The following is a 25,551-nucleotide window of genomic DNA, read 5'->3' on the forward strand; positions in this document are numbered from 1 at the left end:
AATTCGATCGAACCTTAAATGCCTAATTTCTCAATAAACGATCGAACTTGACTATAAAAATTAATCAAATACTCATTACTCATTACTTTTTACTTCTTAATTTTTATGCACCTACGGCTTCTTTGGCTGCATACATCACCTCAAGGGTAATTTCATTAAAGCCTCTTTCCCTTGCAAATTTTTCGGTATTGCGTTTAACTTTACCTCGCACAAAACCCGGTACTTTATTTAATTCTCCTTGGGCTTCTCGATTCCAGTTTAAGTCAGAGTCGGCGGAGATACCTTTAGTTATAACTTCTTTGGTGTCATGACCGCCAAAAATTTCTAAAAGATGATCTTCCATGCCTAAAGTAAAGGAATTATAGACTAAATCGGTGATCTGGTTCGTGCCTTCATAACCTAAGAAGGGTTTATAACCGATGGGGAAGTTTTGAATATGGATAGGCGCAGCAATGACTCCGCAAGGAATATTTAAGCGTTTGCCTACATGGCGTTCCATCTGTGTTCCAAAAATCGCTGAGGGTTCAAGTTTGGCGATCGCATCAGCAATTTCTCCATTATCTTCACTGATTAACACATTATCACAATATTCGCTCACTTCCTGACGAAACCAGTCCGCATCATATTTGCAGTAAGTACCTGCTAACACCACATGAATCCCCATTTCCCGTGCTAAAATTTTTGTCATCGCCACGGCGTGGGTGTTATCTCCGAAGACTACGGCTTTTTTACCTGTTAAATTCTGACAGTCGATCGATCGAGAAAACCATGCAGCCTCAGATACATACAAGGTTTGATGTTCGATAAAGTCCTCATAATCAACATTAGCACCTTGGGCGTTAATCACTTCTTGAATTTTGCGAAGACAACGGGCAGTTTCCACCACTCCCATGGGGGTTATATCCACATAGGGCATATCAAATTCTTTTTGCAGATAGTTAGCCGTCATTAAGCCTAATTCTCTGTAAGGCACAAGGTTAAACCATGCTTGGGGAATTTTTTTCAAATCGTGAACGGAAGCGCCATCGGGAATAATAAGATTAATGTCAATGTCTAAATCTGCCATTAATTTTTTCAACTCTCGACAATCATGGTTATTGTGAAAGCCTAAAGTAGAAATTCCAATAATATTAACGGAGGGTTTGGGGGTTTTTTGGGTGACAATATCGCCTTTTTTCTGTGCTTTGGCAATGTAATATTGAATGATTTGTTCTAAAGTTCGATCGGCGGCTTGTAATTCATTAACACGATAATGGTTAACATCAGCTAACAAGACATCTCCTTTAGAATCAATCTGGGCGCGTGCCACAAAATTTTCTAAGTCTTCCTGTAAAATACTAGAGGTACAAGTGGGAGTTAAAACGATTAAATCGGGGCTTTCTTCTCTATCTTTACGGGTAATATTATCAACAACTTTCTCTTGTGAACCTCTCGCTAAAACGTTTCGATCGACTACACTAGCAGTAACAGGGGTAAAGTCTCTTTCCCGTTCCAACATCGATCGCATTACGTTAAAATAATCATCACCGAGGGGTGCGTGCATGATGGCATGAACATTTTTGAAAGAACTAGCAATTCTGAGAGTTCCAATGTGTGCAGGACCTGCATACATCCAGTAAGCTAATTTCATAAAACAGTATCTCCGTGTAGGTAAGCAAAAAATCTTCTTTTTTCTAGTGTGCAATTTTCTTTGACCTTCGGAGATTTTCATTTACAAATATTATTATTCGGGGTTGCCTTATAGAACCCATTTGGTATCTATGATGTAATGTTAGGAGAAAATCTTTATAATTTTCATTATAATATACTTTAGTAGATCGATTAATAAATAATTTCTACTTATTTCTTTTAATAGTTTATTTAATTGATTATGATTTTTCCATAATTTAACAGTTGCATCTTTATAAATTTTTGCAATAAAAGGAGGTTGATTTCCAGTGGTAAAATTATCTATTTTTTGAATAACACCACTAAAAATATTGATCATTTGAGCCGTATTAAGATTAGCAGACACAAGAGTAAAAACGGGAGCATTAGAATAAGCCATAGCTTGAATTTCTAAGTTATTTCTACCGATATTGCTATCTTTAGTTAAAATAATCCAACCTTTTTGGCTAACAATTGGTAGTCATTCTATATCTGGTGAATAAAGAGTCGGCAGAGGAATATTCAGATACCGTGAAGCATCTGTGACTGAATAGGTAGGTGTATTGTATATGTCCAATTCCCAACTTGATGTAATCCCTAATCCCTCATTCCTCATTCTGCATCAACCCGTGTTGCGCATCCCTGCGGCGATACCGTTAATCGTTAACAACGCACCGCGCAATAATTCATCTTTGCTATAACGGAAGTGGATTAAACCCGCTTTGTCTTGACTGGCATATTGTCTTAAGCGCTTGAGTAGGGATACTTGTAAAAATCCAAGAGGTACGATCGTACCATTCCGCAACTGCACTGAACGTTGTAATTCAGGGTCATTATCTAGTAATCGCTCTTGTTCATTAATTTTTAGGACAATTTCACGACTAAGATAATATTCCTTGGCAATTTGATTAAATACCGTCTGAAAACGCTCTTTATCTTCGGGTTTTGCCAATTCTTCTACATAATGACTAGCCATCTGCAAATCCACCTTAGAAAGAGTCATCTCAGCTTTAGAAATCACCATCTTAAAGAAAGGCCATTTTAAATAAAAATAGCGCAATAACTTCAAATTTTCCTCTGGTTCTTGATTTAAAAACTCCTGTAATGCTGTACCCACACCATACCACGCTGGAAGCAAGAAACGGCTTTGAGTCCAACTAAACACCCAAGGAATGGCGCGCAGAGAAGATATATCTTTTTTGCCACTGCTACGACGAGCAGGGCGAGAACTTATTTGTAACTTACTAATTTCTTCGATGGGAGTCACCGATAAGAAGAAGTCGATAAAATCGGGTTGCTCATAAATTAGCTGACGATAGGCTTTACGAGAGGAAGCCGAAATTTCTTCCATGATGTCATTCCAAGGCTCAATATCATCAAAACCGCTACCGAGTAAACTAGCTTGAATCACTGCGGTACTGATAGTTTCGAGGTTATATAATGCTAACTCAGGTAAGGAATACTTGGAGGCTAATACTTCCCCTTGTTCGGTAATTTTGATTCTACCATCGATCGTGGAGGTAGGTTGGGCTAAAATAGCCGCATAAGCAGGTCCTCCTCCTCGTCCTACAGAACCACCACGTCCGTGAAATATTTTGATATTTAATCCATATTTATCGCCAATTCGAGCTAAGGTTTTTTGTGCTTTATGAATTTCCCAGTTACTGCTCAAAAATCCTGAATCTTTGTTACTGTCAGAGTAACCTAACATGATTTCTTGTAGGTTTTTGGGGTTTAAATCTGGTAAAACTAAGTTGGAAGCTGATTTGACTACATTTGGATAACCTCCGCCTAAACAAGCTCTATATAAAGGTAATTCAAACAATTCTGACATTACCATGGGCGCTCGTTTTAAGTCTTCTACGGTTTCAAATAATGGCACGATACCAATACTTGTAATTCCTAAAATGGGATCATATAATCCTGCTTCTTTTGCCAGTAACAACACTTCTAATACGTCACTGACATAGTTAGTCATGCTGATAATATAGGTGTGACAAATATCTAAACCAAATTCTACCTGTAACGCCCTTAAAATTCTCATGGTTTCGATCGTCTCGGCGGTGGCAGGAGAAAAAGGCACTTCATTAGGAATTAAAGGGCGACGGGTTTTTAACTCTTGTACTAACCATGTGGTTTTTTCTGCTTCTGATAATTCGTTATAGGGTTTATCTAATACTCCTAAATACTCAGCAATTTCATTAAGTGCGTCGGAGTGACGGGAGGAGTCTTGACGAAAATCTAAGGGAGTGAGATGAAAACCAAAAATTTCTACTTGAGTGATTAAATGATTTAATTCTTTGCACTTTAACCCTGTATTTTCAATGTTAGATTTTATCAGATTAAGGTCTTCTAATAAGTCCAAACTAGAGGGATAGAGGTTATCATCTTTTTCTGCTAGTTTAATCGATTTTCTGGTTTCAGGGTTGGATAAGGCTTCATTTCTTTTTTTCGTATTTTTCAACCTTTCCTCAATATAAGCCAATTTCAAACGATAAGGTTCTTGACGATAGCGAACGTAAAGTTTATCATATACTTCAGGCATTCTAATACGATCGCGCTCTAGGGAATCCAACAATTCAGGTACAACATTACACCAGTGTAAAGACAAACTCAGAATATCATTGAGTTGTTCCATAGACTTTAAATATTGATCAATAACTAGATTACGCTGATAACAAGCCGTTGACCAAGTTACTTCTGGAGTTACAAACGGATTGCCATCTCGATCGCCCCCTACCCATGAGCCAAAATAACAAAAGTTGTGAGTAGGAGGTTTTAAAAGGGGGAAGGTACTATGTAAAGCCTGTTTTAAACGAACAGATAACTCAGGTAAAGTGTTAAAAAGTACCTCTTGGAAATAATGTAAAGCGTAATCAACTTCATCTAATACCGTTGGCTTAAATTGATGGAGTTCATCTGTTCTCCACCATAAACGAACTTCTTCCATTAGGCATTCTCGATAGTTTTCCGCCTCCCAAGAATTAGTTAAACCCATAGCGCGGAAAGACTCCTCCGCCAAATCCAATTTTTCCAAAAAGTTAGAAATACGCCGTTGTTTTTTACGGATAGTATGACGCACAATTTCTGTAGGGTGAGCAGTAAAAACTAAGCTAATATCTAATTGCTCAAGTAATTGCTGAATTTTTGGCGGTGGCATATTTAACTTTTGTAAATAAGGGAAAAGCCAATGAAAAGTACCACCACTAGCTGGATTCGCTGTAGGATTAAAATAACTTTGATTTTCTTCAGTCTTAGTCAAAACAGAAGCATTATGTTTTTTAGACTCAGGGGGTTGAATAGCGTTAACTTGATCTTCTGTTGTGGTACGGCGAATCAGTTTTTGAGTTCTTTGTTCGTAATGTTGTTCAACAATATTAATTAACTGAAAATATAAGGCAAAAGCGCGCGCAGCTTTGATGGCATCATCTAATTCTAACTGTTCGATCCATTTACTCACAGAAATTTCTTGTATTTGATTTGTCTGTCCTTCAGGAGAACAAGCGGACTTCAGTTTATCTAATAAATCGACTAATTCACGTCCGCATTCATTCGTTAACACGGACTCCCATAAATTCTCAACTAATTTTAATCGGTGACGTAACAATAATTCGGAGCTAGAATAAATACTCAATTCTTCTGTGTAGTTAGTTGTAGTTGCTGAAGTCATCATGTTTTTATATATCTTACTTAATTTATGGGCAGGGTTCTTAGTTAAGGGCAAATTCAGAAAATCAGTTATGTACTCCTTAAAGACGATCGGCTTAAGCTAACAGTTATGATACTCTAATTACAGTGAATCAGAGTCAAAATTACCTCAGTTCGACATAAAGAAAATGATGAAAACTAGACAGGTGGACAAGTGGACAAGTGGACAGGTAGAAAAATTCCCAATATTTGTGGGTTTTAAAAATAATTTTATTGACTCAAAAAAAACACAATCCTCCTGTCTGCCTGTCTGCCTGTCTGCCTGTCTTCCAAGTCAGCCCTCACCTATTTTTATATCGAACTCAGGTAAAATTATATATCGTTTCATGAAAAATTCTCAATTTACGCTCATTAACAAGACAATCTTACAATCCTAACGTTAAAAATGTTTTCCATACAGTTTTGTCTGATACATTTTTTCAAATTATACTTAGAAGTTGCCTCATAGTCTTTATCGATTAGGGAGATAGGAGTTAGGAGACAGGAGATAGGAGACAGGAGATAGGAGAAATACTGAAACATCAAGGTTTTGATGGTGTTAATAGATAGAATAAGTATAGTTGTATTTTTAAAAATAAGGTTAAAAGTGTTGAATTTTTGAATAAAAATCCTTAAAACTGCGCACTTTTTGGTTAATGTATTATATCTAAACCCTTGATTTTAATAGTCTTCTGATTTATTCAGCAAACCCTAATTATGACATGGCTAACATTTTTTGAATGGGTTTTAAGGCTTTAACTCTTATTGACTCAGGGATATTAATTTCTGGGGTGCGATTTTTTAAGGCTAAGTAAACTTTTTCGAGGGTATTTAATCTCATGTGAGGGCATTCGTTACAAGCACAGTTATTCTCTGGCGGTGCTGGAATAAAGAATTTTTCAGGTGCTTCTTTCTCCATCTGATGAATTATACCCGGTTCGGTGGCAATAATAAACTCACGGTTGGCACTTTTGATGGCATATTTTAAGAGTGCTGTGGTTGAGCCAATATAGTCGGCATGGCGTAAAATATGAGTTTCACATTCAGGGTGTGCCAGTATTTCCGCTTGGGGATGTTGTACTTTTAACTGAATAATTTTTTTTTCGGAAAAAGTCTCATGAACAATACAACTACCGTTCCATAGTATCATATCTCGTCCTGTTTGCTCCATGACATAACGACCTAAATTTCGATCGGGCGCGAAGATAATGGGTTGATTTTCGGGAATTTGTTGTACAATTTTAACAGCATTGGAACTGGTACAAATAATATCACTCAGGGCTTTTATTTCGGCACTACAGTTAATATAAGAGATGACGATATGCTGTGGATATTGGGCTTTGAATTGGGCAAATTTATCGGCAGGGCAACTATCAGCTAATGAGCATCCTGCGTTTAAGTCGGGTAACAAAACTAACTTATCAGGATTGAGGATTTTTGCGGTTTCTGCCATAAAGTGTACTCCTGCAAATAAGATCACATCGGCGGATGTACTTGCCGCTTGTTGTGATAATCCTAGGGAATCCCCGATATAATCTGCAATGTCTTGAATGTCTGCTTCTTGATAATAATGGGCTAAAATTACAGCATTTAGTTCTTTTTTGAGCAGTTCGATCGAGCTAAATAAATCATCGGGAATATGGCTTAAAGAGAATTGATTCGGGGCAATAGTGGCAGTAAACACAATTAAGAGTTATCCTTTTAATAAGTTATTATCATTATCTTACCCCAATTATAGTATTTTTTACCATAAGTCAGCAAACAGCAAAAATTATAACTTGAATGTTGTTTGATTACCAAAAAAATATAAAGAGATGCTAGAATGAACAGGAACATTTAGCATATATAAGTATTATGAACGATAAAGAAAAATATCAAGGCGAAATGGAAGCTAAACTGCAAGAGTGGGGAGCAAAATTAGATGGTTTGAAAGCCAAAGCCGATGAAGTTGGAGAAGGTGCTAAAGGTGACATACATGGTAAAATCGACACTTTAAACGCTAAAAAAGCAGAGTTGGAAGCCAAATTAGTTGAGCTTAAATCTTCAGGAGATGATGCTTGGCAAAGTTTAACGGCTGGTTTTCAACGTGCTTGGGATGAATTAAGTCACTCTTTTGAAGATGCTATGTCGAAATTTTCTCAAGAATAATTCTATTTCCCAAAAGTGAAGGATAAAATTGATTGAAAAGGTGTTAGGGGTTAGGTAAAATCGAAGGAAAAACGAGAATGAATGAGTAATAAGTAAAAAAAGAATTAATTCTCAATTCTCAATTCTCAATTCTCAATTCTCAATTAATTACTTGGCTTCCATCCAATTATCTCCTGTGTGAATATCGACTATTAAAGGTATTTTTAAAGGGATAATATTTTCCATGGTTTCTTTGATTTTTTCCCCTAATTCTTCTATTTCTTCTAAAGGTAATTCAAAGACTAATTCATCGTGAACTTGCAATAATAAATTACCTTGATAATCTGCTAAAATTCGATCGAGTTCGATCATAGCCAGTTTAATAATATCTGCACTTGAGCCTTGAATGGGTGCATTGGCGGCGGCTCTTAATATTTGTGAGCTATAATTATTAAGTTTTAAATCGGATAATTCTATCTCATTTATATCTTTTCCTCTTAAATTTTGCAAGGCTCGATCGTCAAAATGAAAATAACGTCTTCTGCCTAAAATAGTGGTGACATAACCATTAACTAAAGCCTCTTTTTTCATGGTTTCTAAATAGTTAAAAACCTTCGGATATTTTTCTCGATAAATATTAATAAATTTTTGAGCATCCGCTACTTTGACTCCTGTTTCCCTAGCAAATTTTTGTGCCCCCATACCATAAATAACACCAAAATTAATGGTTTTACCTAAGTTTCTTTCTTCGGGAGTAATGTCTTCTTTATCTAGTAATAATTTAGCGGTGACTGCGTGAATATCTTGATAATTTTGGTAAGCGGATATTAAGATTTCTTCTTCGCTTAAATGGGCTAAAATTCTTAATTCAATTTGAGAGTAATCAGCACTTAAAAATTTACAGTTTTTTTGGGGAATAAATCCTTTTCTAATTTGTCGAGAAAATGCCGTGCGAATGGGTATATTTTGTAAGTTAGGATTGGAAGAAGAAAGCCTCCCTGTTGCCGTTACCATTTGATTATAATTAGTGTGAATTCGATTTGTTTTAGGATTAGCTAAAGTTGGTAAGGTATCCACATAGGTTGATTTTAATTTTGCTAAAGTTCTATGACTTAAAATATAATCAATGATAGGATGATCTCCTTTGAGTTTTTCTAGGGTGGCTTGATTGGTAGAATAGCCTGTTTTTGTTTTCGTTGACTTACGTTTATCTAAGCCTAATTCTTCAAATAATAATTCACTTAATTGTTTTGGGGATGCTAGGTTAAAGTTACCAAATTCTTCATAAACTTTTGCTTCGATATTTTGCAATTCTTGGTTAATTTCTTGGGATAATGTATCTAAATAGGCTCGATCGATCATTACCCCTAAAGTTTCCATCTTTGCTAAAATAGGCTCTAACTTTAACTCAATATCGAAGACAGGTTTTAAAGTGGGTAATTCTGCTAATTTTTCTTGTAAAATTTGGGTTAACTTAAACGTTGCTAACACATCTAAGGCACAATATTCGGCAACTTTTTCGATAGCTAAATCTCCTATATTTTGCTTTTTGTCAAGGTTTAAATCATCATAATCCATCGACACAGTATCATCTAAATATTTAATGGATAAACTGCTTAACCGATGACTTTCTTCGGGTTGTAAAACATAACTAGCCAACATGGTATCAAATACAACCCCTTGAATATTAATACCATGATGAGCTAAAATTAGTCGATCGAACTTAACATTATGGAAGGTTTTATGATATTGTTTATCTTCTAAAATAGGCTGTAAAATTGTCTTAATTTCTGAGAGAGTTAATTGTTGCCCTTGGGAATGTTTAACAGGAATATAAGCAACTTTTTCCCAACAGTCACCCCAACAACAACCGATACCCACTAAGTTAGCTTGTTGAGTATCTAAACTATCAGTTTCGGTATCCCATGCCGTCAAATTATGTTGTTTAATCAGAGTAACAAATTCTTCTAATTTTTCCTTACTATCGACAATGAAAGTTTCTCTAATATTGTCATCATTTTGATTAGGAGATGATTGAGCGAATAAAGATAATTGACTATCTCCATTATTAATTTTTTCATTATCTAACTGTAATAAGTCACCCCCTAATTTTTCTTGAATATTATTAATTTGTTTGACAAAACTATTTAACTCCAAATGTTGCAATAAAGGAATAATTGTTTGATTATCAAAACCTGTTAATTTACAAGTATCTAAAGACAAATTTAAGTCAATATAGGTAATAATTTCCGCTAAATATTTAGAATGATTAGCTTCTTTTTCTCCTTTAATTAACTTATTTTTTATCGTAGGTTTTATGTTGTCTAAATTGTTGTAAATATTAGTTAAATTATCGTATTGACTTAATAAATTACTCGCTATTTTTTCCCCTATGCCTAACACTCCCGGAATGCAATCAGATTTGTCTCCGCATAAGGCTTTATAATCGACAATTTGCGAGGGTTTAACTTTCATTTTAGAAAACACCGCTTCTTCGTCATAAATTTCGTATTTACCTAAACTTCTTTCTAGGTATAAAACTGTTACTTGTTTCTCATCATTAACCAGTTGAAATAAGTCTCGATCGCCTGTTAAAATTTTAATCTGATAACCTTGGGCAACTCCTAAAGTTGTTAATGTGCCAATCACGTCATCGGCTTCATAACCAGAGGCGGTGACGATACTAATATTTAACGCCTTGAGTAATTCCTGTAAATTATTCATATCCTCAATAAAATCTGAGGGGGTTTCAGCTCGATCGGCTTTATAATTAACATCAGCAGTATGGCGAAAAGTCGCTTCTCTCAAATCAAAAGCCACTGCTAAAAATTGAGGTTGATAATCCCCAATAATTTGTAATAGAGAATTGAGGAAACCAAAACAGACGCTGGTAGGAATACCCGATGAAGTTTTTAACGCACCTTTTTTTGCCTTAGCTAAGGCATAATAAGAACGATACGCTAAAGAATGTCCATCGATAATCAGAAATAGAGGATTTGTCATTTAATTAGGGGTTGTGCATGGGAAGCACAAGAATATTAAAATCAACTGTTTAGAAATACTACATTAACAAAAAAATGCACCGTTTTAGCAAATTTTAGTCAAAAACTCACCATTTTTATACTTGGCGAGGGCATAACTTGAGTTTGATGAAGGTAGGCAAAAGGCAACTTTATATTTTGCAACATTAAATTATAACCTTGATGAGTATAGTTTATTTTTACACTTATGAAATTCATAATTACGGTTTGCTAAAGTAAAAAATAATGAGAATTTAAGAATTGAGAATAATCTTTGGTTTATAATCAAAATAGAATTACGATCGAATATCCTAAACCTCAATCATTAAACTTCTTCCAAAATTTTCTCTAAAAATTATTTCTGATTATCTCTTAGTAAACGCTTCATCCCTCAATACCCAATATGATTACCCTATCAGGTTATGACATTATTTCACAAATTGATGAAAGTATAAACTCAACGGTTTATCGTGGAATTTGTTTGTCTAATCAGCAAAAGGTAATTTTAAAAGTTTTAAAAAAAAATTATCCCACTTCTGATTCATTAATTCGTTATAAACAAGAATATGAGTTAACAAAATCACTTAATTTAGATAGCATAATTAAGGCTTATTCTTTACAAGAATACGAGAATAAATTGATCATGATTTTAGAAGATTTTGGAGGAGAATCTTTAAACATTTTACAACATAATTATTGTTTTTATTTTCTTGAATCTCTCAAAATTTCCATCAGAATTGTTCAGGCTTTAGAACAACTACATAAAGCTAATCTTATTCATAAAGATATTAATTCTAATAATATTATTTTCAATTATAAAACAGAACAATTAAAAATAATTGACTTAGGAATTGCCACTCGTTTAACTAGAGAAAATCCCATTTTAAAAGAGCCTCAAATTTTAGAGGGTACTTTAGCATATATGTCTCCCGAACAAACGGGAAGGCTTAATCTTAGCTTGGATTATCGCACAGATTTTTATTCTTTAGGGGTTACTTTATACGAATTATTTACGGGCAAATTGCCTTTTGAAACGGAAGATTCTTTAGAATTAATTTATTGTCATTTAGCCAAACAACCTTTATCTCCTTCTCAAATTAATCCTTTAATTCCTCAGCCTATTTCTGATATTATCATGAAATTAATGGCTAAAAATCCAGATGAGCGTTATCAAAGTACATGGGGTTTAAAAGCTGATTTAGAATCTTGTTTAAAACAGTTTACTTCAACTCAAAAAATTGATTATTTTCCTATGGCTATTCAGGATATTTCTGATAAATTTAACATTCCTGAAAAATTATACGGTAGAGAAAAAGAAATTCAATTACTCTTAGATAATTTTAATTATATATTAGAGCAGGAAATAAAAGATATTCATGGAGGTAGGGAAAAGGATTTTTTAAAACAGTCAAATGATGACCTTGTTAAAGGTATTATTGATCATAATAATCATGATAATTTATCATCGATCGAACCCACGTCACAATATAGTAAAATTATTTTTATTAAGGGTTATTCGGGTACAGGAAAATCAGTATTAGTTCAAGAAATTTATAAATCTATTACCGACAAAAAAGGCTATTTAATTACGGGGAAATTTGAGCAATTTCAACAAAATATTCCCTATAGTGCGATTGTTTCTGCTTTAAGACAATTATTAAAACAATTTTTGACGGAAACAAAAGAAAATCTCGATAAGTTACGCAGAAAAATACTAAATGTATTGGGATTAAATGGACAAGTAATTATCGATGTTATTCCTGAATTAGAATTAATTATTGGGAAACAATTACCCGTAGCAGAAATAGGGATAAAAGAGTCAGAAAATCGCTTTAAATTATTATTTCAAAAATTTATTAATTGTTGTTGTTCAAAAGAACATCCTTTAGTGCTATTTTTAGATGATTTACAGTGGGCTGATTTGGCAACATTGGAATTAATTAAATTATTAATTAATAATCGAGAAATCAACTATTTACTGATAATTGTTGCATATCGAGATCAAGAAGTTCAAGAAAATCATCCCGTCAATAAATTATTAAATTATTTTCAAAATAATCAGCAAGTATTTAATCAAATTGATTTAGGTAATTTAACCTTAGAAAATATTTATGATTTGATGTCAGATACCTTGAAATGTGAGGTTAATAAGATTAAATATTTAGCAGAATTAGTTTATAATAAAACTTTAGGTAATCCTTTTTTTGTTAAACAATTTTTAGTTAATTTATATCAAAAAAAATTGATTTATTTTAATTATAAAAAGCGTCTTTGGCAATGGAAAATTAAGAAAATTATTAATCAAAATATGACGGATAACGTGGTAGAATTAATGGTTAATGAAGTAAATTTATTAACGCCTTCTACTCAATGTAATTTAAAATATTCAGCTTGTTTCGGTGCTAGTTTTACCCTCTCTAATTTAAGTCTAATCAAAGAGACATTACCGACTCATATTTTTCCTGATTTAGTTACTGCTATTAATGCAGGTTTAATTTTACCCTTGACGACTTTAAATGAAAATCTGATTATTGAAAAGTATAAATTTAAGCACGATCGAATTCAACAAGCATTTTATAATTTAATTCCCGAAGAAGATAAAGCAAAAATTCATCTAAAAATAGGTTTATTATTGTTAGAAAATACCCCAGAAAATGAGTTAGATAATAATATATTTGATATTTTAAAACATTTGAATCAAGGTAGAGAATTAATCAAAGAGATAACATTACGAGAAAAATTAGCCCAATTAAATTTAACTGGAGGTATAAAAGCTAAAAATACGATCGCCTATAGTGTAGCAAAAATTTATTTAAAGATCGCCATTGAATTATTAAGAGATAATTGTTGGCAAAATCAATATGATTTAACGCTCAATCTTTATACCACTATGGTAGAAGTAGCCTATTTAAACGGCGATGTCGAGGAGATGACACAAAAAACCCATAGTGTCTTAACTAACGCTACTTCGATTTTAGATAAAGTGAAAGTCTATAAAATTTTGATAGCAGTAGAAACTTCCCACAGTAACCTCTTATCCGCTATAGACATCGGCAGACAAGCCTTGCAAGAATTAGGGTTTGATTTACCGACTAGAGAGAATAATGATATTTTAACTAAGCTAGAAACACAGCTAGAGGGGAAAAATATCGAGGATTTTAAAAATTTACCGCCCATGGGAGATAAAAAAGTTAAGGCGGTAATGGATATATTGTGGCGTTTATATTCCCCTATTTTTCAAGGAATGCCTGAATTATTGCCATTTTTAGGAGAAATGATGGTTAGTCTTTCTTTACAATACGGTAATGCTTCGGTTTCCCCCGTCGGTTATGTTATTTATGGCATGGTGTTATGTACTTTTTTTGAGGAAGTAGAAAAAGGTTATCGTTTTGGGAAATTGGCTTTGGAGTTAACAGAAAATTATCTTAATTATCAGTATAAAGGTATCATTGGACAAATTTTTGCGACTTGTATTCAACCACGTCAAAAAGTCATGAGGGCAACTTTACCCATTTATCAACAAAGTATTAAAATTAGTTTAGAAACGGGAGACTTTTTAACTGCCGGTTACACTATCCTTGTCTATGATTTTACTCTCTTTTTTAGCGGTGTCGAATTAGATTATTTACAAAGGGAGATAAATAATTATTACAGTCTGTTATTGGAATTAAAGCAAGATTCCGCCAAGATTTATGTGGATATGGTACAACAGACGATCGACAATTTACTAGAGAAAAAAGTACAACCTAATTATTTAACGGGGAATTTCTACGATGAAATGAAAATGTTTCCCCAACATCGTCAACAACAAGAATTAACGGCATTAGCCCAAGCCTATACTTATAAAATTATCTTAGCCTACTCTTTTCATAATTATAGTTCGGCTTTAGATTACCTTGTGGAAGGCGAATCTTATTTAGGGGGAGTGTCTTCTCTTATCTTTTTCCCTGTTTATCATTTTTATTCAGCTTTAACTTATTTGGCTTTATATCCCTCTGTGACACAGAAAAAATCGGAATCCGTAGAAGTATCACCTTCTCTTATCATCAGGGGAGAAGTCATCACCCAAGAGAAAATATGGGAAAAAATTATTCATCATCAAGGTATCGTAGCACAATGGGCAAAAACTGCTCCCATGAATCATCAACATAAATACGATTTAATCGAGGCGGAAAAAGAAAGAGTTTTAGGGAGTAAAGGGAAGGCGATAGAATTTTACGAGTTAGCCTTAGACAATGGGAAAAAAAATCAATATTTACAAGAATTAGCCCTTATTAAAGAATTATATGCCCAATTTTATCTCCAGTGGGGGAAAGAAAAATTAGGATATTTTTATCTGAGAGAATCCCATTATGATTATAGTCTTTGGGGTGCAAAAGCCAAGATAGAAGATTTAGAACAAAAATATCCTCAATTATTTGAAGTGGTATCAAAAGAGATTACCTCCTCTGGGATTATTTCCCAAACTGCTAGAAATACCAACTCAAAAGCGATTTTTGACTTACAAAGCATTATGAAAGCCTCTCAGGCTATCACCAGTGAAATTGTTTTCGGAAATTTGTTGCAAACTTTGATGAAAATTTTACTAGAAAATGCGGGAGGCACTAAGGGTTGTTTATTATTACATCAACCTACCTCAGAAGGAGAAATCGGTAATTTTGTGGTTTCCGTTTATTGTGATAACGAGAGAGTCACTATTTTTTATGAAAAACCCGTCAGGGAAACTCTACCAGAGTCGATTCTTTATTATACCGCTCGTACTAAAGAAACTATTTTACTCGATCGAGATAAAGATAATAACACCAAGAATGAGGATTATTGTTACGATAAGTTTGCACAGGATAATTATATAAAAACCTATCAACCTCTTTCCCTTCTTTGCTATCCATTAATTAATCAAGGTAAATTAATGGGGGTAGTTTATTTGGAGAATAATTTGACTAGCGGTGTGTTTACTGTAGAGAGGATTGAATTATTAAAGTTACTATCGCAACAGGCGGTGATTGCTATTCACAATTCCCAATTATATGCCCATGTGAAGGAAAAAGAAGAACAATTACGGGAATTTTTGGAAGCTGTGCCTGTGGGTATTGCCATTTTAGACTCAAAAGGAAGCCCATATTATGTCAATCAACAAGCTAAAATCCTTTTAGGTAAAGGAGTAGTTCCCAATGTGACTTCTGATAAGATTTCCGAAGTCTATCAAAATTATATCGCAGGTACGAATAATATCTATCCAAATGATCAATTACCTATTATTAAAGCCTTAAAAGGGCAAATGTCCACCTGCGAAGACATCGAAATTCATCAGAAGGATCGTGTAATTCTATTAGAAGTATGGGGGACACCGATTTATGATAACTTTGGTAATGTAGAATATGCCATGGCGGCGTTTCAAGATATTACTCAACGAAAACAAGCCGAGAAGTTACTATCAGAATATAATCGCATTTTAGAACAACAAGTAAACGATCGAACATTAGAGTTACAAAAACTTAATCAAGAATTATTGAATTTAGCTAACTTAGATGGTTTAACCAAGATAGCGAATCGTCGTCGCTTTGATGATTATTTAGCCATTGAATGGCAAAGACATTTAAGACAAAAGGAATTTTTAGCCTTAATTCTCATAGATATAGACTATTTTAAACTTTATAACGATTACTACCAACATCAAAAAGGGGATGACTGTTTAATTACCGTTGCCCAAAATATTGCCAAAATACCGAAACGTAGCGGTGATTTAGTCGCTAGATATGGAGGAGAAGAATTTGTGGTAATTTTACCTAATACCAATACCGAAGGTGCATTAATTGTCGCTGAAGAAATCCGTCAGACTATTGTTAATTTACAAATTCCCCATGTTCGATCGAAAATTTTTCCTTATGTCACCTTGAGTTTAGGGGTTGCCAGTATGATACCCGATTCTAATTTTACCCCATCTCAACTAATTTACCAAGCCGATGGAGCTTTATATCTTTCTAAAGAGAAAGGGAGAAATCAAGTTAATGTTTATAATTAGGGTTTGCTGAATAAGTCAGAAATTTCCTTATTCGGGAAAAATAACAAAATCATTTAAAAAGGCGGTAATAAACGGCGAAAACCATGAGTTAAAACTATAATTAAAAATAGTAAATTTCTTGGTAATATCCACCACCAATGATAGTTAACGGGGCTACTTTTTTGATAATTATTGTTGATATTTTCTGTTAGTTTATCTCCTATTTTTTCTAATAATTTAATATTGCGAGGATACTCTAAAATTTTTTGTCGCCATGATTGCGGAATCGCTGATTCTCCTAATGTTGCTCCACATAAAGCCCCCGTAATCGCTCCCGTGGTATCGGTATCACCACCACAATTAAACACCGCTTCTAAAGCCTCTTGAAAGTTGTCAAAATGTTGATACCACGCATAAATTGCCATAGGAACAGTATGATATATATATCCTGAAATTCCTTTTTTTTGTCCGATCGACTCTGCAAATTCTATCACAGATAATCCTTGTTTTAAGCTATAAATAATTTTATTTACTAAGTTTAACCATTCTGTTTCTGTATCTTCTACTAACCTGAGCATTATTTCCAATTCGTCTATGTCGGGACATTCTTGTAAATCTTCTCTTATAATCCATGCTGTAATATGAGCGATCGATCTTGCCCCAATTAAAGCACGAGGATCACTATGGGTTATTCTAGTGGATAAAGTGACAAAATCATCCAGTTTAACTATATTATCAGCAAAATACCCTCCGATAATGCTCGATCGCATAGCGACACCATTTCCTGCGGAATATACGCCACTTTTGAGGGGAGAAACTCCTAACCATAAACGAATAATCGATTTTAAGGTAGCCAAACCCACCCCAGCAGGTAAGGAAACTAACCACCATTTGAGACACCATGCCAGTCTTTTGAGAAAAATTTGCTCATCATCACCACAGGCAAGAAGACACTGAGCGACAAAAATACTATGCTCTGTATCATCGCTAATCATGCCATAACCAAAGAATAATCTTTGATGCCATTTTCCTTTAAACATTCTTTGATTACGCTTTCTTGCTATTCCTTCCGCCGGTAAACCAACGGAATCACCCACGGCTGTACCGAGTAAAATACCTTTAATACGACATTTTTGTTTCATGATTATCAACACCTAATTTGTATTATTTTTTCATAGATACGAGGGCAAAATAGAAACTAAAATCGATTTTAGGATGAAAAACATAATTTTTTTTACTTATTACTTATTACTTATTACTCATTACTCAACTTCTGCAATAAGTTTAATACACCATATTCCTTAAAACATCATAAGATAGTAATATGAAACTTTCTTAGATTATTATCCCATGACAAAAATTCATCCCCAGTGTGCCGACTTAGCTTCTCAAGTTAATCAAATCCTTGAATTACTCCAGAAAAATCCCGAACTTCGATCGCACCAAAACACCTCACAACTAGAAACCAGCCTACGAAAAGCCATATCTCCGCGCTTTGAAATAGTCTTTGCAGGGGCATTTAGTGCAGGAAAATCCATGTTAATCAACGCCTTACTCGGACGTGAATTATTATATAGTGCAGAAGGTCACGCCACAGGCATTGAATGTTATATTGAATATGCACTCCCCGAACAAGAAAAAGTAGTATTAACGTTTTTAAGTGAGAAAGAGATTTTAGAGCAAATTCTTTATATTTCCAAACGTCTTAACATCAACTTAACAGATATTTACGTTAATCAAGCCCATGTAATTGAGCAATTACTAAAAGAATCTGAGCAAATTATCGCCCAAGAAGGAGGAGTTAACAAGTCAGAAACCGCTAAACAAGCCAATGCTTTAAAGCTGTTATTAGAAGGTTTTGAAGACAATAAAGACAAAATCAGAGAAGACAGCAACGCTACTTACTCCATGGGGCAGTTTAACTTTAATAATCTCACGGAAGCGGCTACTTACGCTCGTCGAGGCAAAAATTCGGCTGTGTTAAAACGCCTTGATTACTATTGTCATCATCCTCTCCTTGAAGATGGTAACGTCTTGGTTGATTTACCCGGTATCGATGCCCCCATTCAAAAAGATGCCAAGTTAGCCTACGATAAAATCGAAAATCCTGATACTTCCCTCGTGGTGTGTGTGTTAAAACCAGCTTCTGCTGGAGATTTAACCCAAGCAGAAACAGATTTATTAGAAAAAATTAAGTCTAATCCTGCCATTAGAGATCGAGTTTTTTATGTCTTTAATCGCATTGATGAAACGTGGTATTCTGGTCAATTAAGACAACGATTAGAGCATTTAATTGCAACGGAATTTAACCACACCAATCGAGTGTATAAAACCAGTGGATTATTGGGCTTTTATGGTACACAAATTAAGCAAACTTCCTTTCACGATCGATACGGATTAGATAGTATATTTCAGGATAGCATTAAAGAGTTAGGAGGAGAAGAAGAAACCCCTCAATTCATCAGTGAATTTAATAACTACTGTGCCAACTCTGGTAAATTAACCCGTACTAATTTTAAAGTTTCTGTTCATGGTTACGACACTCCAAATCAAAACTATTTACGCATTTTAGGTGAATGGGGAGTACCGTTAATTGATCAACTAATTAATGATAGTGGTATCGAGAATTTTAAATACGAAATTGCTCGTTATTTAACAGAAGAAAAACGCCCTCAATTATTTACTAATTTAGCTGATGATTTACAACCAATTTGCATCGCTTTAAAGAAATTTTATCAAAATAAACAGACGAATTTAATTAGTCAACCTCAAGAAATTGAGACGATGAAACAACAAGAATTAGCTCGTTTAAACACTCAATTACAAGAAATTGGTGATCATTTTTACAGCTATATGGAGGAAGAAATTAACCAAATTGTTAACCAAGAAAACAAGTTATTTAATCAAGATTTTAACAAAATGCAATCCCGTTTTGTTAATCATCTCGACGAATTATTACAAACATTTTCCGTTAGCGATACCTATAGTTTAGCCGTAAAAGCTCATCCGAGAAACCAGACAGCACCATTAATTGCGGTTTTAGTAGAGGCTTTATATTATCTTTCTAATTCCCTTGAAGATGTGCTAATTGAGGAATTAAAAGACTTAGTAAAAAACTTTGTCGTCAATTTAGTTGTTTCTGTACGTCAACAGGAATGTTATCGTCAACTTTATCATTTATTAGGCAGTGATAGCGGAATCGAAAATCAATTAACCACTTTAGAAACTGAATTATTTTATGCCTTAAAAACTATTGCAACTACAGAGTGCGATCGATATGTGCGAGAAACACCTCAGTTTTATAGTGAAGGTACATTTTCCATCTATCAATTTCGGGAGACATTGAAACAGACATCTCAAGCCTATGATGTTTCGTCAATGATAGAAGCAGAACCTGCCATTCGTCAACTCTTAAAACTAGACTTTGAGCCAAAAGTAAACTATACAATTCGCCAAGTTTTTCGTCAATCAGTAAACCAAACTATCAAGACAAATTTATTACCCATAGCGCAAAAAATTCGAGAAAATATTTTGGAGCAATATGATTTAGCAAGGGAAAATATGGAGGAAAATTTAGAACAAGAAGTGCAGGAAAAATTAGCCTATAATAAACAATTAATGGCAGAAATTCATGAAGATTCTCTTACTTATAATGAGATGATTTCTAATATTAATAATTGCTTAGAAGCCATGCAAGTTTACGAACGAAAATTACCATTAATTGACATTCACGAATAAAACTTAAAGTAAGTTGGGTAAACAAAATAAAACCCAACTTCCAACTATTAAAACATACGCATTTCTCCCCACAATTAAGAATATTAAGTCATTGCGAGGTACGAAGCAATCTCAATTAACCTTAATTTGTGGGGTAAGTTTTTACTCTAAGTTATAAAAAAGAGGATAAACATGGAAAACTATAATTACACAATGTTAATTCAATGGTCTGAAGAAGATCAATGTTTTGTGGTAAGTTTACCTGAATGGGGGGAATTTTGCCATACTCACGGTGATACTTATGAGGAGGGAGTAAAAAATGGCAAAGAATTGTTAGATTTTTTGATTGAATCTGCGATAAAAGCCCAAGAAGATTTACAAAAAATTAAGATGTTTTCTTTAGTTTAAATTAAATGTTAAAAAAGTTAAAATATTTGCTATAATAATCCCAAAATAAGGATAGTTAGGTAAACAAAATGATAGCCATTCAAGACGTTAAAAAATTATCTCCCGAAGACTATTTATTGCAGGAAAAAACTAACTTAGTCAAACACGAATATATTAATGGTGAGGTGTACGAAATGGCTGGTGCAAGTTCTGCTCATGTTACTATTTCTTTAAATATTGCGTCTTCATTAAAAAATCATTTAAGGGGTGGTAAATGCCGAGTTTATATTTCAGATATGAAGGTAAGAATAGACAGTCAAAATGTGTTTTATTATCCTGATGTGATAGTGACTTGCAGTGATGAAGACAAGGGTTTTAGTTATTATAAAAAATCTCCTCAAGTTATTATAGAAGTTTTGTCAGACAGTACAGAATCTTTCGACAGGGGGGATAAATTTGCTGACTATAGAAAAATAGAAAGTTTAAGAGAATATGTACTTATTTCTCAAAGTAAAAAAAGGGTAGATTTGTTTAGGAAAGAAGATGATAATTCATGGCGATTAGAGTCTTTTTCTGAAAAAGAAAATCTAGGGATAAAAAGTATTAATTTTAATTGTGCTGTTGCCACTTTATATGAAGATTTAGATTAAATTTCCTAATTAATCCAAATAGTTATATAATGTAATTAGTTAACGAAACAAAAAAAATTATTATGAACAAAAATGTAGAACTATTAAACCAAGAAGATGTTATTAAAGTTAAAAATGAAAAAACTAAATGGGTAATCACTCACTCAACTTTTACTGTTAACGACTTAACTTCTGGATTAACTCAAAAATTTGGAGGAAATGAAGAATTAATGAAATGGTCAAAAGAGGGAGTAGAAGCTAATGTTTTAGTAGAAGGAAAATCATGGAGACAAGGAAAAGTTAGGTTATCTATGGAGTTTATTCCTGATGAAAATATTGAACCTCCATCTCTATTAGACGACTTTAGAAAATAAAAATAATATGGGGAATGACTCAAATATTCCCCATCAATAATACTAAACAAAATTATTATTTATCAATTTCAATAAATTATGACTAATAAAAAAATTGAATCTTTACAACAAACAGATGTGATTAAATTAAGTGATCAAAAAACTAAATGGGTAATGTCACATAGAACTTTTACTGTTAACGATTTTACCTCAGCATTAGTAAAAAAATATACTAGCAATGAAGAAATTTTAAAGTATTCTGAAGAAGGTATAGAGGCTGAAGTTTTATTGTCAGGAAAAGGATGGCAAAAAGGTAAGGTTCGTTTATCGATCGAGTTTATTCCTGATAAAGTTGATAATATAGACTCTAACTTGGATGACTTAATGAAAAAATGCTTTACAAATAAATGAGTATTATTAATTAATAGATTAAACTAGCAATATTAAACTTAATGACTTTAAAAATATGATTGAAAATACAGAGTATTTAGATGAGCAAGATATTATTAATCTTACTAATCCACAAATAAAATGGAGAATGCCTCATACAACTTTTTCTGTCGATGAATTTCTAATTAAATTATCACAAAATCTTGTTTTTAATGAAGATTCAGAAGAATATTTAAAAGACGGAGTACCCGTTAGAATTTTATCTCAAGGAAAACTGTGGAGAAAAGGAAAAGTTAGGTTATCTATGGAGTTTATTCCTGATGAAAATATTGAACCTCCATCTCTATTAGATGACTTTAGAAAATAATAAAATTATTGATTAATAGTGAACTATTCTTACCTCTATTTTTTTTCCTAAAGCGGACAAAACTCGCTCTATAGTTGATAATTTTGTGCCATGACGGGGGTTAAGAATCCGTCTAATTTCTTTCTCGTCTAGGTTTAGTTGACGTGCTAGTTGAGCTTTATTGATTTCTTTTTCTCGAAATGCTTGATAAACTAAAGTCTTAAATATCATGGTTAAAGGAAGCTCTACTAAATATTCTCCTGCTTGAAGAACAGATGGTTGTGGTATATCTTTATTGTCATCAATTCTGGCAGCGATGGCTTCTTCTAAACAATCGACAGCTTCCATAAGACATTCAGCAATAGAATCTCCCTGAGTAATCGCCTCTGGTAAATCTCGAAAAGTCACAACATAACCCCCATCTTCTTCATCTGGTATTAGTTGTACTGGAAAAATAAAATTATTCATTGTTGTATTATACGTCATTCAAGTCATCTTGAGTAATACCCAATTGAGATAGCATTGCTTTTAATGTACCTGTTTTTAATTCATCTTTTGGATTACGGACAATAGTTAAACGCTCTCCCATATACAAGGTGACATGGCTACCTTTGCCCCTTTTTGAGTCCACTCTGGCAGAAATACCTCTTTTTTTGGCTAATTTTTGAATTTTTTTGATGAACTCATTTCCTTTCATTTTCTCATTTTCGGACATAAATGTCATGTTGTCAAGAATTAATACATTTTTCTAAAACTACGAGGATAAAAATTTTATTATTTTATTTATGACAAAAAGACAGATAATAACAACAAATAAAGTAAATTTTACTTCGATCGAACTTAATCTTTTATTAACTTATTTAAGATTGCTATATATCAATAACTGTGAGAAAATATAACCAAGAAAGAAAATTAATTTAGTGATTCTGACAATGGCAAAGAGAAAAAACCCTAGTGAAACAAGTATAATTACTTTACTCATCGAAAATTCTTATTTATTTAAAGGTTTAAATGAGGAGGAGTTAACTTCTTTTTTAACCCCTGAGAGTCTCACAAGGGAAAAATTATTTTCTAATCGCCCTGTCTTTACTGCTTTTTTACCAGATGAGCCTTTAGATCATCTTTATGTTATTCTGGAGGGTGGTCCTGTAATCGTTCGTACTAATCCCCTCGATCGAATTATCTCTCTTAGCTATGCTGGAGGATGTTTTGGCATGGGTAGTTTACCCTTCAGTTATGGTTTAGGGGCAAAAAGTTTTCCGAGTTTGGTAGAGGCGTATAAAACTACTTATATCACAAAAATTCCCTTAGAGACTTTAGAAAAAATATACGATCGATTTGAAATCGTACAGCAACGATATGCTAAACTATTTGAACTTCAAGAAAAATTTATCTATCACTTATTAAACTGTAGCAGTTATCCCCCTCAAGCTGTAGCGTCTTTATTGAGAGGGCTAATTTATCAAGAAAGAGAGTTACAAAACCAACCCAACACCAAAGGAATTTATACTTTCGACTTATCCGTAGAAGTGATAGCGAAAGCCTGTCAACTCAATCAGCGTACCGTTGAACAAGTTTTAAAAGGGATGCAAAAAGAAGGTTTAATTAGTTTAGATAAAGATAACGACACCTCCGAAGATATAATCAATATTTTAAACGCAGAAGAACTCAAAGAAGTTTATAGTTCTACTAGAGATAAAGTATCATGGTGGCCTTTAAAATAATTAGGATGCTAAAAAAGTCTTTTGCGTCATGAGCGTGAAAATTCACAATTATTTTAATCGATTAAAGGAAAAGTTAAGGTAAAAATACTACCTTTTTCTACTTGAGAAATAACGCTGATTTTACCATTCATTGTGTTAACTAATGTCTTGACGATCGCCAATCCTAAACCAGTACCTCCCGTATCTCTATTTCTGGCTTCATCTACTCGATAAAAACGCTCAAAAATTTTGGTTTGTAGAGGTAAAGGAATGCCAATACCTCGATCGATAATTTGAATAATTGCGGAATTATTCATGGTCAATTTTATGGCAATTTCTTTATGATCAGGAGAATATTTAATGGCGTTATCGATTAAATTTAGACAAATTTGTTTAAAACGATTTCGATCGACCTTGATTTTTATAGCACAATTTTCCTCGATTAAATTAATTTTTATTTGCTGATATTGCTCAACAATAGCAATAATTTCTCGCATTAAATCATTAACTATTATTAACTCTATTTTTAGCTGAATATTACCATTATCAGCCCTTGCTAAATCCAATAAATCTTCTAATAATTGTACAGTTCGATCGGCTTCTGAAACCGCTACTGATAGAGCTTCTTTTTGCACAGAAGTTAAATTATCTCCCCGTCTTAAAGTACTTTGTAGATAACCAGAAACAATCGTTAAAGGCGTTCTCAATTCATGGGATACATTATTTAATAATTGTTGTTGATTTTCCCAACTTTCCCCTAATCTAATTAACATTTTTTCTAAACTTTCTGCTAATTTTTTTACCTCATTAGGGCTATGATTAAAATTAATTGAGACTTCTTTTAATTGATCTGCGGAGATATTTTCAGCAACATCACAAATTTTTTCTAAGGGTTTTAAGGAATAACAAATATAAGATGCGATCGAGATAATTAAAATAGTAATAGCGAGAATAGTAATAAAAGTTAAACTACTAATTAAATGAGTAAATAAAACCTGTTCATTAGTAATATTTTGAGCGATATATAAATAACCGATAAATTCCTGATTAATATTTAAAGGAATACCGCAAACTAACCAAGAATTATTATCAAAATTGACAACTTGAGGATTAGTATTAACTTGATTAATCTTAGTTAATTGGGGATAAAAATAAAAAGACTTAGCAACAATTTTATTATCTTGATTTTTAAACCAAAAAATATTTTTATGATCAGATAAATTATTAATTGTTTTTTCGATACCTACTTCCAAAGACACCATTTCGCTATAGAGTTGGACATCATGGGGAAAACGATTTGCCACATAATTAACCGTTTGTTTATGAGTTGCTATGAGTAAATTTTCCATTTTCCAATTCATCCACAAAGCGACTCCTCCTAATCCCAACCCCGATAATAAGGCTACTCCAAAAGTAAGACGAATTTTTAAAGAATTAAGACTATTTAATTTTGTATAAGATAAACGAGGTAAAATTTTAAATAACATTGAACTGTTAATAATAAGTCTCTTTTTTAATTAAATCTTACTAAGCTGATTTTTTGC

Annotated in this window: 18 protein-coding genes; 9 read left to right on the forward strand and 9 right to left on the reverse strand. The window is 33.2% G+C overall.

What is annotated here, in order from left to right; all coding sequences use genetic code 11:
• Positions 1-103: 103 nt before the first annotated feature.
• The 4 genes from bchB to nadA all read right to left on the reverse strand — a co-directional run bounded on the left by bchB (position 104) and on the right by nadA (position 7,018).
• Positions 104-1,630 (reverse strand): ferredoxin:protochlorophyllide reductase (ATP-dependent) subunit B, encoded by a 1,527-nt coding sequence (gene bchB / locus SYN6308_RS20280; RefSeq protein WP_026102191.1) that lies wholly within the window; start codon positions 1,628-1,630, stop codon positions 104-106.
• 141 nt (positions 1,631-1,771) lie between these two features.
• Positions 1,772-2,122, reverse strand: a complete 351-nt coding sequence (locus SYN6308_RS23615) for a PIN-like domain-containing protein (RefSeq protein WP_158412780.1) — start codon at positions 2,120-2,122, stop codon at positions 1,772-1,774.
• A 147-nt stretch (positions 2,123-2,269) separates the two neighbouring features.
• Positions 2,270-5,317 (reverse strand): phosphoenolpyruvate carboxylase, encoded by a 3,048-nt coding sequence (gene ppc, locus SYN6308_RS20290; RefSeq protein ID WP_017296300.1) that lies wholly within the window; start codon positions 5,315-5,317, stop codon positions 2,270-2,272.
• A gap of 732 nt (positions 5,318-6,049) precedes the next feature.
• Complete coding sequence (nadA, locus tag SYN6308_RS20295; protein ID WP_017296301.1) at positions 6,050-7,018, reverse strand: quinolinate synthase NadA; 969 nt, start codon at positions 7,016-7,018, stop codon at positions 6,050-6,052.
• A 170-nt stretch (positions 7,019-7,188) separates the two neighbouring features.
• Here nadA and SYN6308_RS20300 point away from each other — a divergent pair, with 170 nt between their 5' ends.
• On the forward strand, positions 7,189-7,482 hold the full coding sequence (locus SYN6308_RS20300) for a hypothetical protein (RefSeq protein ID WP_017296302.1): 294 nt from the start codon (positions 7,189-7,191) through the stop codon (positions 7,480-7,482).
• Between the two features lie 147 nt (positions 7,483-7,629).
• On the opposite strand, the gene polA is transcribed toward SYN6308_RS20300, so the two are convergent.
• Positions 7,630-10,464, reverse strand: a complete 2,835-nt coding sequence (gene polA, locus SYN6308_RS20305) for a DNA polymerase I (RefSeq protein WP_017296303.1) — start codon at positions 10,462-10,464, stop codon at positions 7,630-7,632.
• 420 nt (positions 10,465-10,884) lie between these two features.
• On the opposite strand from polA, the gene SYN6308_RS23090 reads away from it, so the two are divergent.
• Complete coding sequence (locus SYN6308_RS23090; protein ID WP_017296304.1) at positions 10,885-16,503, forward strand: diguanylate cyclase domain-containing protein; 5,619 nt, start codon at positions 10,885-10,887, stop codon at positions 16,501-16,503.
• 53 nt (positions 16,504-16,556) lie between these two features.
• On the opposite strand, the gene SYN6308_RS20315 is transcribed toward SYN6308_RS23090, so the two are convergent.
• Complete coding sequence (locus SYN6308_RS20315) at positions 16,557-17,624, reverse strand: ADP-ribosylglycohydrolase family protein (RefSeq protein WP_017296305.1); 1,068 nt, start codon at positions 17,622-17,624, stop codon at positions 16,557-16,559.
• Positions 17,625-17,832: 208 nt separating this feature from the next.
• Here SYN6308_RS20315 and SYN6308_RS20320 point away from each other — a divergent pair, with 208 nt between their 5' ends.
• The 6 genes from SYN6308_RS20320 to SYN6308_RS20345 all read left to right on the forward strand — a co-directional run bounded on the left by SYN6308_RS20320 (position 17,833) and on the right by SYN6308_RS20345 (position 22,325).
• The gene (locus SYN6308_RS20320; protein WP_017296306.1) at positions 17,833-20,220 is read left to right on the forward strand and encodes a dynamin family protein; all 2,388 of its coding nucleotides are present in this window, start codon (positions 17,833-17,835) and stop codon (positions 20,218-20,220) included.
• Between the two features lie 171 nt (positions 20,221-20,391).
• On the forward strand, positions 20,392-20,607 hold the full coding sequence (locus SYN6308_RS20325; protein WP_017296307.1) for a type II toxin-antitoxin system HicB family antitoxin: 216 nt from the start codon (positions 20,392-20,394) through the stop codon (positions 20,605-20,607).
• A gap of 68 nt (positions 20,608-20,675) precedes the next feature.
• Positions 20,676-21,236, forward strand: a complete 561-nt coding sequence (locus tag SYN6308_RS20330) for a Uma2 family endonuclease (RefSeq protein WP_017296308.1) — start codon at positions 20,676-20,678, stop codon at positions 21,234-21,236.
• A gap of 62 nt (positions 21,237-21,298) precedes the next feature.
• Positions 21,299-21,589, forward strand: coding sequence for a KGK domain-containing protein (locus tag SYN6308_RS20335; protein ID WP_017296309.1), 291 nt, complete (start codon positions 21,299-21,301; stop codon positions 21,587-21,589).
• 78 nt (positions 21,590-21,667) lie between these two features.
• Positions 21,668-21,979 carry a KGK domain-containing protein gene (locus tag SYN6308_RS23095; protein ID WP_017296310.1) on the forward strand — a complete coding sequence of 104 codons (312 nt, stop codon included), beginning with the start codon at positions 21,668-21,670 and terminating at the stop codon, positions 21,977-21,979.
• 55 nt (positions 21,980-22,034) lie between these two features.
• A complete protein-coding gene (locus tag SYN6308_RS20345; protein ID WP_017296311.1) occupies positions 22,035-22,325 on the forward strand; it encodes a KGK domain-containing protein in 291 nt (96 codons plus the stop codon).
• Between the two features lie 12 nt (positions 22,326-22,337).
• Here SYN6308_RS20345 and SYN6308_RS20350 read toward each other — a convergent pair whose 3' ends face one another.
• On the reverse strand, positions 22,338-22,790 hold the full coding sequence (locus SYN6308_RS20350; protein ID WP_017296312.1) for a type II toxin-antitoxin system HicB family antitoxin: 453 nt from the start codon (positions 22,788-22,790) through the stop codon (positions 22,338-22,340).
• The gene (locus tag SYN6308_RS20355; protein ID WP_017296313.1) at positions 22,780-23,019 is read right to left on the reverse strand and encodes a type II toxin-antitoxin system HicA family toxin; all 240 of its coding nucleotides are present in this window, start codon (positions 23,017-23,019) and stop codon (positions 22,780-22,782) included. Before SYN6308_RS20355 ends, SYN6308_RS20350 begins: the two co-directional genes overlap by 11 nt.
• Before the next feature lie 217 nt (positions 23,020-23,236).
• Between SYN6308_RS20355 and SYN6308_RS20360 the strand changes: the two genes are divergently transcribed.
• On the forward strand, positions 23,237-24,028 hold the full coding sequence (locus SYN6308_RS20360; protein ID WP_017296314.1) for a Crp/Fnr family transcriptional regulator: 792 nt from the start codon (positions 23,237-23,239) through the stop codon (positions 24,026-24,028).
• A 53-nt stretch (positions 24,029-24,081) separates the two neighbouring features.
• On the opposite strand, the gene SYN6308_RS20365 is transcribed toward SYN6308_RS20360, so the two are convergent.
• A complete protein-coding gene (locus tag SYN6308_RS20365; protein ID WP_017296315.1) occupies positions 24,082-25,494 on the reverse strand; it encodes a HAMP domain-containing sensor histidine kinase in 1,413 nt (470 codons plus the stop codon).
• Positions 25,495-25,551 lie beyond the last annotated feature (57 nt).

The sequence above is a fragment of the Geminocystis herdmanii PCC 6308 genome, assembly GCF_000332235.1.
Lineage (GTDB): Bacteria > Cyanobacteriota > Cyanobacteriia > Cyanobacteriales > Cyanobacteriaceae > Geminocystis > Geminocystis herdmanii.

Coding starts and splice junctions, on each gene's coding strand:
- SYN6308_RS20360 (WP_017296314.1), top strand. CDS start 23,237: ATGGCAAAGAGAAAAAACCCTAGTGAAACAAGTATAATTACTTTACTC.
- SYN6308_RS20345 (WP_017296311.1), top strand. CDS start 22,035: ATGATTGAAAATACAGAGTATTTAGATGAGCAAGATATTATTAATCTT.
- SYN6308_RS23095 (WP_017296310.1), top strand. CDS start 21,668: ATGACTAATAAAAAAATTGAATCTTTACAACAAACAGATGTGATTAAA.
- SYN6308_RS20330 (WP_017296308.1), top strand. CDS start 20,676: ATGATAGCCATTCAAGACGTTAAAAAATTATCTCCCGAAGACTATTTA.
- SYN6308_RS20325 (WP_017296307.1), top strand. CDS start 20,392: ATGGAAAACTATAATTACACAATGTTAATTCAATGGTCTGAAGAAGAT.
- bchB (WP_026102191.1), bottom strand. CDS start 1,630: ATGAAATTAGCTTACTGGATGTATGCAGGTCCTGCACACATTGGAACT.
- SYN6308_RS20300 (WP_017296302.1), top strand. CDS start 7,189: ATGAACGATAAAGAAAAATATCAAGGCGAAATGGAAGCTAAACTGCAA.
- SYN6308_RS20320 (WP_017296306.1), top strand. CDS start 17,833: ATGACAAAAATTCATCCCCAGTGTGCCGACTTAGCTTCTCAAGTTAAT.
- SYN6308_RS20335 (WP_017296309.1), top strand. CDS start 21,299: ATGAACAAAAATGTAGAACTATTAAACCAAGAAGATGTTATTAAAGTT.
- SYN6308_RS20350 (WP_017296312.1), bottom strand. CDS start 22,790: ATGACGTATAATACAACAATGAATAATTTTATTTTTCCAGTACAACTA.
- SYN6308_RS23090 (WP_017296304.1), top strand. CDS start 10,885: ATGATTACCCTATCAGGTTATGACATTATTTCACAAATTGATGAAAGT.
- SYN6308_RS20315 (WP_017296305.1), bottom strand. CDS start 17,624: ATGAAACAAAAATGTCGTATTAAAGGTATTTTACTCGGTACAGCCGTG.
- polA (WP_017296303.1), bottom strand. CDS start 10,464: ATGACAAATCCTCTATTTCTGATTATCGATGGACATTCTTTAGCGTAT.
- SYN6308_RS20365 (WP_017296315.1), bottom strand. CDS start 25,494: ATGTTATTTAAAATTTTACCTCGTTTATCTTATACAAAATTAAATAGT.
- ppc (WP_017296300.1), bottom strand. CDS start 5,317: ATGACTTCAGCAACTACAACTAACTACACAGAAGAATTGAGTATTTAT.
- SYN6308_RS20355 (WP_017296313.1), bottom strand. CDS start 23,019: ATGTCCGAAAATGAGAAAATGAAAGGAAATGAGTTCATCAAAAAAATT.